The sequence below is a fragment of the Longimicrobiaceae bacterium genome (assembly GCA_035936415.1).
In the GTDB taxonomy this organism is placed as follows: Bacteria; Gemmatimonadota; Gemmatimonadetes; order Longimicrobiales; family Longimicrobiaceae; genus JAFAYN01.
On record DASYWD010000626.1, the window covers coordinates 1 to 9,674 of the forward strand.

At 74.5% G+C, this 9,674-nt stretch carries 9 protein-coding genes; all 9 read left to right on the forward strand.

Annotation, left to right across the window (positions count from 1 at the left end):
* Nucleotides 1–117 precede the first annotated feature (117 nt).
* A complete protein-coding gene (locus VGR37_25125) occupies nucleotides 118–1,056 on the forward strand; it encodes an FkbM family methyltransferase (protein ID HEV2150705.1) in 939 nt (312 codons plus the stop codon).
* A complete protein-coding gene (locus VGR37_25130; GenBank protein ID HEV2150706.1) occupies nucleotides 1,050–2,408 on the forward strand; it encodes a hypothetical protein in 1,359 nt (452 codons plus the stop codon). Before VGR37_25125 ends, VGR37_25130 begins: the two co-directional genes overlap by 7 nt.
* A complete protein-coding gene (locus tag VGR37_25135; protein ID HEV2150707.1) occupies nucleotides 2,401–3,579 on the forward strand; it encodes a glycosyltransferase family 4 protein in 1,179 nt (392 codons plus the stop codon). The genes VGR37_25130 and VGR37_25135 overlap by 8 nt, the downstream gene beginning before the upstream one ends.
* 60 nt (nucleotides 3,580–3,639) lie before the next feature.
* The gene (locus VGR37_25140; protein HEV2150708.1) at nucleotides 3,640–4,419 is read left to right on the forward strand and encodes an FkbM family methyltransferase; all 780 of its coding nucleotides are present in this window, start codon (nucleotides 3,640–3,642) and stop codon (nucleotides 4,417–4,419) included.
* A 142-nt stretch (nucleotides 4,420–4,561) separates the two neighbouring features.
* Nucleotides 4,562–5,731 (forward strand): glycosyltransferase family 4 protein, encoded by a 1,170-nt coding sequence (locus tag VGR37_25145; GenBank protein HEV2150709.1) that lies wholly within the window; start codon nucleotides 4,562–4,564, stop codon nucleotides 5,729–5,731.
* 35 nt (nucleotides 5,732–5,766) lie between these two features.
* Complete coding sequence (locus VGR37_25150; GenBank protein HEV2150710.1) at nucleotides 5,767–6,513, forward strand: FkbM family methyltransferase; 747 nt, start codon at nucleotides 5,767–5,769, stop codon at nucleotides 6,511–6,513.
* Nucleotides 6,514–6,589: 76 nt separating this feature from the next.
* Nucleotides 6,590–7,498 carry an FkbM family methyltransferase gene (locus VGR37_25155; protein HEV2150711.1) on the forward strand — a complete coding sequence of 303 codons (909 nt, stop codon included), beginning with the start codon at nucleotides 6,590–6,592 and terminating at the stop codon, nucleotides 7,496–7,498.
* A 50-nt stretch (nucleotides 7,499–7,548) separates the two neighbouring features.
* Nucleotides 7,549–8,631, forward strand: coding sequence for a glycosyltransferase family 4 protein (locus tag VGR37_25160; protein HEV2150712.1), 1,083 nt, complete (start codon nucleotides 7,549–7,551; stop codon nucleotides 8,629–8,631).
* A partial coding sequence (locus tag VGR37_25165; protein HEV2150713.1) for a glycosyltransferase family 4 protein occupies nucleotides 8,628–9,674 on the forward strand: 1,047 nt, incomplete at its 3' end. The genes VGR37_25160 and VGR37_25165, both read left to right, overlap by 4 nt.

Below are 9,674 nucleotides of genomic sequence, written 5' to 3' on the forward strand. Positions count from 1 at the left end.
GTGCGATCCCGCCCTCCAGCTCCCCCGCCTGCGGCGCGTCCTGGCCGGCGCCGCCCCCGCCGCGCGGCCGGGCGCCGCCGCGGAGCAATCATCCCGCGCACCATTACAGGATCCGGCTTGAACCAGCAGAGTCCGCGGCCCGCGCCCGTCTGGGTGCGCATGGTCGCTTCGGTCGTACGGCGGCTCCCGGCCGGCCGCTACCGCGCCATCCAGCGGATCGGGCGGGACGCCGCGCCGCCCTTCCTCATGGAGATGCCGGTGGAGCTCGGCGGGGGGACGTACCTCTGCGACCTGCGCGACGACATCGCCCGCGAGGTCTGCTTCACCGGGCTGTACGGGCCGCAGGAGACGGCGCTGGTGCGGGCGCTCCTCGCCCCGGGCGACACCTTCGTGGACGTGGGCGCCAACTGGGGATACTTCACGCTGCTGGCCGCCAGCCTGGTGGGACAGGGCGGGCGGGTGCTCTCCCTGGAGCCGGACCCCAGGCTCTTCCCCGTGCTCGAAGCCAACGTGGCGCGCAACGGGCTGCGGCACGTGACGCTGCGGCAGCTCGCCGCGGCCGGCGGGCCGGGGATCCTGGCGCTGGCGGGGTTCGACGAGGCGGCGGGCAACTTCGGGGTGTCGCGGATCGTGCCCGACGCCGCGGCGGACGGGCGGACCTTCCGCGTTCGGGCCGACGCGCTGGACCGGATTCTCGACGAGGAAGGGATCCGGCGCGTGGACCTGCTGAAGATGGACATCGAGGGGGCGGAGGGCGCCGCCCTCGCCGGGCTGGAAGAGTCGCTGCGCGGGGGGCGGGTGGCGCGCCTGCTCGTGGAGCTGCACCCCGTCGAGCTGGCGGAGCACGGCACTTCGACCGACGCGCTCGTGGACACGCTGCGCTCCGCGGGATACACTGGGTACACGGTGAGCCACGACCCGGCGGTCACCCGGGCCGCGGCGTACGGCCGGGCCAGCAGCCTTCGCGAGCTCCTGCGGCCCCTGGAGCCGGGCGAGCCGCTGGACGCGTGGCCGCACCAGCTCTGGTGCGCCCCGGGTTCAGAGCTTCGATGGTAGCGCTGGTCTTCTGCGCGGCGGGGTTTCTCGCCACCTACCTGGCGGGGCGCCGCTCCCTCCTGGCCGGGATCGTCGCGCTCGTCGTGGTGGGATACTTCTTCGGGATCGTCCGGGCGAACGTCCCCAACACGATCTCGTACTTCATGTTCGACGCCGCGGTGCTGGCGTTCTTCATCACGCAGCTCCTGCGGCCCATGCCCCCGGAGGAGCGGGACCGGGTCCGCAGCCTGACGCACTGGGTGGCGCTCCTGGCCTTCTGGCCGGTGTTCCTGCTGCTGGTGCCGGCGCAGGACCCGATGGTGCAGCTCGTGGGGCTGCGCGCGCACGTCCTGCTCCTCCCCTTCCTGGTGTTCGGAGCGAGGCTCGGCAATGCGGAGATGGACCGGCTGGCGCTCTGGCTCGCCGGGCTCAACCTGGTGGCGCTCGGATTCGCGGCGGCGGAGTTCGTCTTCGGGCTGGAGAGGTTCTATCCGCGCAATCCCGTCACCGAGCTGATCTACCGCAGCAACGACATCCAGACCACGGGCGACCTGCTCGGCGCCTTCCGCATCCCCGCGATCTTCCCCAACGCCAGCGCGTACGGCGCCACCATGGCGATCACGCTCCCGCTCCTGTTGGGCGCGTGGGTGCAGAAGGGCGGGTCGCCGCTGCGGAGGTGGCTCCTGAGCACCGGGATGGTCGCCTCGGTCCTGGGGGTCTTCCTGGCCGCCTCCCGCACGCACATACTCATCCTCCTGGTCCTGCTGGGGATCAGCCTGCTCAGCGGAAAGATGGGCGCCATCGGCCGCGTGGTCTGGGTGGTGATGCTGGGCGGGCTGGGATGGGTGGTCGCCAGCAACGAGCGGCTGTTCCAGAGGCTGATGACGATCGGGCCGGAGGCGATCTTCAACCGGATCTACGTCAGCGTGAACGAGAGCTTCGTGGACCGGGCGCTCAGCTACCCGATGGGGAACGGGCTCGGGGGAGGGGGGACGAGCATGCCGTACTTCCTCCAGCACCTGATCCGGGACCCGATCGGGATCGAGAACCAGTACGCCACCTTCGTGCTCGAGCTGGGGCTGCCGGGGCTCTTCTTCTGGGTCTGCTTCATCGTCTGGGTGTTCACCCGGCGGACCACCGTCCCCACCGACCGCTGGGCATTCGGGCGGCGGCTGGCCTGGTGGGCGTGCGCCGGATACTTCGCGCAGGGGCTCATCGGCATCGGGTTCCTGACCTCCGTCCCGTTCACCCTGATCTTCCTGCTGAGCACGGGGTGGATCTCGGTCCGGCAGGCTCCCGGTACCGTCGAGGAGCCGGCGGCTCCCCCCGGCCCCGCCGCGGGGAGCGGCGCCCTGGTCCGGGCCCATGCCTGAGTCCGCGGCCGGGCGGGACCCGTGGGTGATGGTCGCCACCGGCTTCCACCAGCGGGGTGGGATGGAAAAGGCCAACGCGGCGCTGGCCGAGCACCTCCTGGAGCAGGGGGTCCCGCTGCACATGGTGGGGCACGAGGTGGACGCGCGCCTGGCGGACCGCCCCGGGGCGGTGGTGCACCGGGTCCCCCGCCCGGCCGGCTCGTTCCTGGTGGGCGAGCGGCTGCTGGAGCGCGCCGGGCGCGCGGTGGCGCGGCGGGTCACGAGCGAGCACCCCGGAGCGCGCGTGCTGGTGAACGGAGGGAACTGCCGCTGGCCCGACGTGAACTGGGTCCACAGCGTCCATCATGCCTGGCCCTGCGTGGACGAGGGCGCCCCGGCCTGGTTCCGGGCCAAGAACCGCCTGATGAAGTCGTCCGCGCGCCGGAGGGAGCGGCGCGTCGTCGGCGAGGCCCGGGTGGTCCTCGCCAACTCCGAGAAGACCCGGCGCGACCTGGTCCGCCACCTCGGAGTTGACCCGGAGCGGGTCCACGTCGTCTATCTGGGTGCGGACCCCGCGTGGGGTCTGGTGCAGCCGCACGAGCGCGCCGCCGCGCGGGCCTGGCTGGAGCTCGCCGGCGACCGGCCGGTGGCCGCCTTCGTGGGCGCGCTCGGGCACGACCGGGGCAAGGGATTCGATCTCCTCCTGGAGGCGTGGTCGCGTCTCTGCGCCGACCCCGCGTGGGACGGGCAGCTTGTGGCGGCGGGCGGCGGTCGGGGGCTGGAGCGCTGGCGCGGGGAGGTGGAGCGGCGCGGGCTTGCGGGAAGGGTCCGCCTCCTGGGATTCACCGACCGCGTGGGCGACCTCCTCGCCGCGGCCGACCTGCTGGTGAGCCCCACCCGCTACGACGCCTATGGCCTGGCGGTGCAGGAGGCGGTCTGCCGGGGCGTCCCCGCGCTGGTGAGCGCCCACGCCGGGGTGGCGGAGCGCTACCCGGAGGCGCTGCGCGAGATGGTCCTCCCCGATCCGGCGGACGTGGACGACATGGTCGCCCGCCTGCGCGGCTGGCGCGCCGACCCGGAGCGCTGGCGCAGCGCGTTCCGGCCCCTCGGCGAGGAGCTGCGCGCCCACACCTGGCGGGACATGGCCCGCTCCGTCGTCTCCGTCGTCTCGGGGTCCCGCGTCGGTCCATGAGCCTTTCGGTCCGCGCCGCCCGGCGCGGACCCGCTACACGCCATCCTCCTCGGTCCACAGATGTCCGTCATCGTGCAGCGGGCGGCCCGCGCGCTGGTGCGCCCCGTCGAGCGCCTCCTCCCCCCGAGGTATGCGCTCCCCTTCGAGATCCTCCGGGAGCGCCTCGCCGGCCGCCTGGAGAGAGAGATCTTCCTGCTCGACGCGCTCGCCGGGAGGCGGCGCGAGCTCGCGCTCGACGTGGGCGCCAACCGGGGCTACTACGCCTACCACCTGGCGAAGCTCTTCCGCCGGGTGGAGGCGTTCGAGCCCAACCCCGCCGTCCTGGGGCCGCTGCGCGCCTGGGGGGCCGGGAACGTCGCCATCCGCAACGTGGCCGTGTCGTGCACGGAGGGAGAGACGGAGCTGTTCGTTCCCATCGTGAACGGCGTACGGCAGCCCGGCTGGGCCAGCTTCGACCGCGACAACCTCCCGGGCGCCCACGACTTCGAGGTGATCCGGGTGCCCGTCCGCCCGCTGGACGCGTTCGGCTTCCGCGGCGTGTCGTTCGTCAAGATGGACGTGGAGGGGCACGAGCCGGCGGCCCTCCGGGGCGCCGAGCGGACGTTGCGCGAGAACCAGCCCGTCGTTCTCCTGGAGGTGAAGGAGAAGAACCGGGACGGGGTGTTCGCCTTCTTCGACGCCCTCGGCTACGCTCCGTTCCGGGTCCGGGAGGGCCGGCTCGCCCCGGTGGGGGCGTCGGGCGAGGCGGACGGCGAGAACTTCGTCTTCCGCCCCGCCGAGGGAGCCCGCCGGGGATTGTCGGCGCAGGCCGCCTCGGCGCCGCTCGCGGGGTACGCGTAGCCGGCGCCGGAGGGGCCGACTGGACGGCTCCGCATTGCAGCTATATCTTTCAGGGATTTAGGGTAAGCCGGTTCTTCCGCGGCCGCGGGGGGTGCCGGGTGGACGCCCGGGAAACGGACCCGCAGGGAGATCGAGTCGCCGCATGAGCACGGCAGCCAGCGCCATCCAGGGCGCACCCGCGGTGCGGACGCGGCGGACGGGCGGGACCCAGCCGCGCGTGCTGATCCTCCCCGCGTCGTACCTGGCGCGGGACCGGACGGTGGGTGGAGGAGAGCGCTACGCGTTCGAGTACGCCCGCGCCCTCGCCGAGCTCACCCCGACCACGCTGGCGCTCTTCGACGCGGTGCCCGCCGTGGAGACGCACGGGCGGCTGGAGGTGCGGACCTTCCCGCTCGGCCCGCTGGGCACGCGCTGGGGCTTCCCGCTCACCCGGGAGCTGTGGCGGGCGCTCGCGGGACACGACGTCGTCCACTCGATGGTGTTTCCGACCCCGGCCACCGACCTGCTGACGGTAGCGGCGCTGGCACGGGGGCGGAAGGTGGTGCTCACCGACGTGGGCGGGGGCGGCCCCTCGCCCAGCACCTACCTGCAGAAGCTGCACCCGCGCGCCAGCCTGAACCGGCGGGCGCACGGGCTCGCGCTGCTCTCCCGGCACGCGGCGGGGTTCTTCGCCGGCTGGACGCAGCCCTCGACGATCCTGTACGGGGGCGCGGACCTGCAGGCGTTCGGTGGGGCGGAGACCGAGCCGCGCGGGTACGCGCTCTTCGTCGGGCGCCTCCTCCCGCACAAGGGGGTTCTCCAGCTCATCGAGGCGCTGGGCCCGGAGACCCCGCTGCACGTGGTGGGGCGCCCGTACGACGCGGAGTACCTGGAGCGCCTGCGGAGCGCCGCCCGGGGGAAGCGGGTCCGCTTCTTCCTGGACGCGGACGACCGGGAGCTCGCCCGCCAGTACGCCGGTGCGAACGTCGTGCTGCAGCCCTCGCTCCCGGTGGCACCGGGGCAGGCGGACACCTCGGAGCTCCTGGGGCTGGTGACGCTGGAGGCGATGGGCTCCGGGAAGCCGGTCATCGTCACCCGGGCCGGGAGCCTCCCCGAGCTGGTGGCGGACGGCGAGTCCGGCTTCGTCGTCCCCCCGCACGATCCCGCGGCGCTCCGCGCCCGGACGGAGGAGCTGGTCGCCTCCGCGGCGCTGTCGCGGGCCATGGGCGAGGCCGCCCGGGAGCGGGTGCGCGCGCTCTTCACCTGGGAGCAGGTGGCCGAGCGCGGTCTCACGCTCTACCGGGAGCTGGTCGGCGCGCCGCGCGGCCGCTAGCGAGACCACGGACACGGACAAGGATGCTGCACCGGATGAGATCGGCCGTCATGGGGGCGGTCAGGAAGAGCGCCATGGGAACCGCGCTCCTGGACCAGAGCCCCCGGCGGGTGGAGCTGTCCGACGGCTCCCGCTTCGTCGTGCCGCGCCGGGTGGCGCGGCTCTTCGAGCACTGGGAGTCGCAGGCCGCCACGCGCGCCGAGTCGCTGCAGTCGTACGCCGCGTACGAGGGCGGGGACTTCGTGGACGTGGGGGCGTACCACGGCTGGTACTCCTGGCTTCTCGCGCCCAAGGCGCGGCCGGGCGACTCGTTCGTTTCGCTGGAGCCGGACCTGTCCGCGTACCCCAGCCTGCTGCACAACCTGTCGGTGCTGGCCGCCGCGTTCCCGCGGCTGGCGATCTCCGCGCTGCCGAAGCCGGTGGGCGACGGCCGCCCCGCCGAGGTGACCTTCCCCCTGGGGGAGGAGATGCACCCCCGCGTCGGGAGCGGCGCGGGCACGGGGGACGGGCCGCGTACCGTGGCGGTGGACACCCTGGTGGCCGAGATGGGGATCCGCCCCACCTTCGTCAAGGTGGACGTGGAGGGGGCGGAGCTCTACGTCGTGCAGGGGATGCGCGAGACGCTGCGTGAGTTCCGGCCCACGGTCATGCTGGAGCTGCACCCGCTCTTCCAGCCGGAGGGAGTCCGCCTGGAGGACGTCGCCGGGGTGCTGCGCGAGGCCGGGTACACCTCCCGCGACCTGGACGTCTCCGAAGTCGCGATCCGGCAGGTCTGGAGCTGAGCAGGGCGGCGCGGTCCGCGCCGCACGGAGCGGCGGCGGGCCGGCCCGGTCTTTTCCGTATCGAACCAGGGAGCGCATGGTCCGTCTCGCGAACGTCTGGAAGCCGGAGTACCTCTTCCGCCCCGTGCAGGTCTACCGGCGGCTGCAGCGCCTGGGGGCGCCCGCGCCGGAAGTGGCGACGCTCGTCCTGCCGTGGGGGCTGCCCATCGAGATCCGCCCGGGGGAGACCATCGGCCGTCTCCTCTGGGCGCTCGGCGTGTTCGAGCTCTCCGTCACCGAGACGCTCTGGCGCCTGGCCGAGCCGGGCGAGCTGGCGGTGGACGTGGGCGGGAACATCGGCTACATGACCAGCGTCCTGGCCGTCCGGGCCGGCGAGCGGGGGCGGGTGGAGACGTTCGAGCCGCACCCGGTCCTCTTCGCGGAGCTGGAGCGCAACCTCGCCCGCTGGAGCGGACGGCCGGGGCTGGCCCGCGTCGTCGCCCATCCGGCCGCGGTGGGGGACGCGCCCGGGGAGGCGATGCTGAGCGTGGCCGACAGCTTCGAGGGGAACCGGGGCCTTTCCCGCATCGAGGCCGAGGGTGGGCCCGCCGGGCGGACGATCCCGGTGCGGCTGGAGAGTCTGGACCACGTCTTCGGCGCGGACGAGCGGATCGGGGTCCTCAAGGTCGACGTGGAGGGCTACGAGCTGAACGTCCTCCGGGGCGCCGAGGGGCTCCTCCGCGACGGTCGCATCCGCGACGTGGTCTTCGAGGACGAGGGCGAGTATCCCACCCCCGTCACGCGGTTCCTGGAGGAGCGGGGATACACCGTGTTCTCGCTCCGGCCGCAGCTCCGCGGGCCGTCCGTCCGCCCCGCGGCGGACCCGGTGCCGCCGCTGCGCATGGTGGAGGCGCAGAACTACGTGGCGAGCGTGGACCCCGAGCGGGTCCGGCGGCGCCTCGCGCCCTGGGGCTGGGAGTGCCTCCGGGGCCGCTCCGGGGACTGACGGCGGGGGTGGCGGTGCGAGTGGCCCTGGCCTGCTCCGGACTGGGGCGGGTGCGACGGGGGAACGAGACGTGGGCGCAGACGGTCGCGGAGGGGCTCCACGCCACCGGGACCGACGTCGTGCTTTTCGGGGGGGCGCCGCGGCTGGAGACGGCGTGTCCCTACGTGCACGTCCCCAGCGTCGCCCGCGACTCGGCGCTGCTCGCCCGCTGGATGTCCTGGGGGCGCAGGTACCTGCTGGAGCAGCGCAGCTTCGTGCTCGGGCTCCGGCGGAGGCTGCGCCGCGGGCGCTTCGACCTGGTGCACGTGGCCGACCCGGACCTGGCGCTGCGGCTCAGGCGCACGCTGGGCCCCGGCGGGCCGCGGGTGATCTACAAGGACGGGCTCCTCCTTGGGCCACCATGGTGCAGCCGGTTCGAGCGGGTGCAGGTGCTCGCCCCGTACTACCGCGAGCAGGCGGACGCGGAGGGTGTCGACACGCGCGGGTGGTCGGTGATCCCCCACATGGTGGACGTCCGCCGCTTCCACCCGGCTCCGGACCGCGCCGCCGCGCGCGCGGAGCTGCTCGGGGGGCGGATCGCCGCGGACCGGCTGGTGGTGCTCGCCGTGGGGGACTTCTCTCCGGAGGGGAGCAAGCGCCTGGACTGGGTGGTGCAGGAGGTGGCACGCCTCCCCGCGGAGGTGCCGGCGGAGCTGGTGGTGCTGGGGCAGGCGACGCCGCGGCAGCTCGCGGAGTTCACCCGCCGGGCGGAGGCGGCGCTCGGCGGGCGGGTGCACGCCCTCACCAGCATCCCACAGGAAGAGATGCCGCGCTGGTACCGGCTCGCCGACGTCTTCGTGCACGCGGCGCTCCGCGAGCCGTTCGGGATCGTCTTCCTGGAGGCGATGGCGAGCGGGCTCCCGGTGGTGGCGCACACCTTCCCGGTGACGCGGTGGATCGTCGGCGAGGGCGGCGAGTGCGTGGACATGACCGAGCCCGGAGCGGCGGCGGCGGTGCTGGAGCGCTGGCACCGCGACCGCGGGCTGCTCCGCTCGCTGGGGGCGCGGGCGCGGGAGCGGGCGTGCTCGGAGTTCGCGCCGGAGCGGGTGCTCCCGCTCTACCAGGACGCGTACGCGGAGGCGGTGGCCGAATGATGCACGTGGCCTTCGTCAACGAGAACGCCCTCGGGCACGGCTCGTACCTCCTCCCCTTCGTCCGCGCGCTCGAAGAGGGCCCGGAGCTCGGGATCGTCCCGCACCGCATCGACGCGACGCCGCTCCCGCCCTCGCTGGCGCGCTGGGGCGACGCGTCGGTGAAGGGGCTGCGCCGCTGGGGGCTCGACTTCCACCCGGCGCGCTGGCGGAGAGCGGCCAGCCTGCACGCGCGGCGGCAGCTCGACGCGCTCCGGCGCCGCCAGCGGATCGACGCGGTCGTGGTGAACACGCAGAGCGTGGGACTGGAGATGGTGGAGACGGCGGCCGACCTCCCCGTCCTGGTCTGCCTGGACGCCACCTTCGAGGAGCTCTCCCGGACCGGGTGGTTCGCCCCGAACGGGGGGAGCCGGGCGCTCCTCCCGCTGACGCTGGCGCCGATCCGCGGGCGGGAGCGGGCGCTCCTGGCGGCGGCGCGGGCGCTCCTCGCCTGGTCCGAGCCGGTGGCGCGCTCGCTCGTGGAGGACTACGGGATCGACGCGGCGCGGGTCCACAGGCTCCCGCCGTCGCTGGCGCTCCCCCCCGCGGGGCGGGCGCGGAGGCGCGCACCGGGGCGGCGGCCGCAGGTCCTCTTCCTGGGCGGCGACTTCCGCCGCAAGGGGGGACCGCTCCTCCTGGAGTGCTGGCGCGAGCACCTGCGGGACCGCTGCGACCTGCACCTGGTGACCCGCTCGCCGGTGTCCCCGGAGCCGGGGGTGCACGTGCACCGCGACGTCGCCGCGCACACGCCGGCCTGGCGCGAGCGGTGGGAGGAGGCCGACGTGTTCGTCTTCCCCTCCGCGCTGGAGACCTTCGGGATCGTGCTCCTGGAGGCGCTCGCGTTCGGGGTGCCGGTGGTGGCCTCCGACGTGGGCGCCGCGCGGGACGTGCTCGCGGACGGCCGGGCGGGGATCCTCCTCCCGCGCCCGGACCGGGACTCGCTCGCAGCCGCGATCGCGGCGGTGCTCGACGACCCGGAGGCGGCGCGCGCCCGGTCCGAGGCAGGC

What these genes read in the sequence shown, in the direction of transcription:
- VGR37_25145 (HEV2150709.1), top strand. Translation starts at nt 4,562, where the DNA reads ATGAGCACGGCAGCCAGCGCCATCCAGGGCGCACCCGCGGTGCGGACG.
- VGR37_25150 (HEV2150710.1), top strand. Translation starts at nt 5,767, where the DNA reads ATGAGATCGGCCGTCATGGGGGCGGTCAGGAAGAGCGCCATGGGAACC.
- VGR37_25140 (HEV2150708.1), top strand. Translation starts at nt 3,640, where the DNA reads ATGTCCGTCATCGTGCAGCGGGCGGCCCGCGCGCTGGTGCGCCCCGTC.
- VGR37_25135 (HEV2150707.1), top strand. Translation starts at nt 2,401, where the DNA reads ATGCCTGAGTCCGCGGCCGGGCGGGACCCGTGGGTGATGGTCGCCACC.
- VGR37_25130 (HEV2150706.1), top strand. Translation starts at nt 1,050, where the DNA reads ATGGTAGCGCTGGTCTTCTGCGCGGCGGGGTTTCTCGCCACCTACCTG.
- VGR37_25155 (HEV2150711.1), top strand. Translation starts at nt 6,590, where the DNA reads ATGGTCCGTCTCGCGAACGTCTGGAAGCCGGAGTACCTCTTCCGCCCC.